This window comes from Bacteroides sp. RTP31139st1_H2_RTP31139_211217 (assembly GCF_040227615.1).
GTDB lineage: Bacteria > Bacteroidota > Bacteroidia > Bacteroidales > Bacteroidaceae > Bacteroides > Bacteroides uniformis.
The window spans coordinates 1-456 of the sequence record NZ_JBCNZM010000188.1 but is presented as its reverse complement, the minus strand read 5'-3'; the positions used below and the strand labels follow the sequence as shown (position 1 = coordinate 456).

The following is a 456-nucleotide window of genomic DNA, read 5'->3' as shown; positions in this document are numbered from 1 at the left end:
AGGCAGGACGCGTCCATCCCCACGCCGTGAAGGGCCAGTTCCCCGGTCATGACCTCCGGGGCAATGGAGGCGAAAATCTCGAACTTGTCCACGAACGACATCCCGAATTTTTTCAGCCCTTCCAGGCATATATCGGGATACGGAATGTAAGGGAGTATCTTGTAATCGGCACTGTCCACCGCTTTCAACGCCGCACGGCATATTTGCGGCGTCCTCAATTCCCCGGGAACGGCCTCCAGCACCAGGCCGTTGCGCTTCACGGCCGCCATGCACAGTTCGGGGGTCTTCAACCCCTCCGGAACGTAATACAGCGCGTAGCTGTTGCTATCGACGGCGGCACGGCACATTTTCGGTGTCTTCAGACGGTCAGGGACGAATTTCAGTGTTTCGCCCCGGTGGCCGGCCGCGGCAAGACAAAGTTCCGGCGTTTTCATCGCTTCGGGAACGAACTCGATG

The 456-nt window shown here is 58.8% G+C and carries 1 protein-coding gene; it reads right to left on the bottom strand.

What is annotated here, in order from left to right:
* A partial coding sequence (locus tag ABUA47_RS21040; RefSeq protein ID WP_349832004.1) for a DUF4116 domain-containing protein occupies window positions 1–456 on the bottom strand: 456 nt, incomplete at both ends.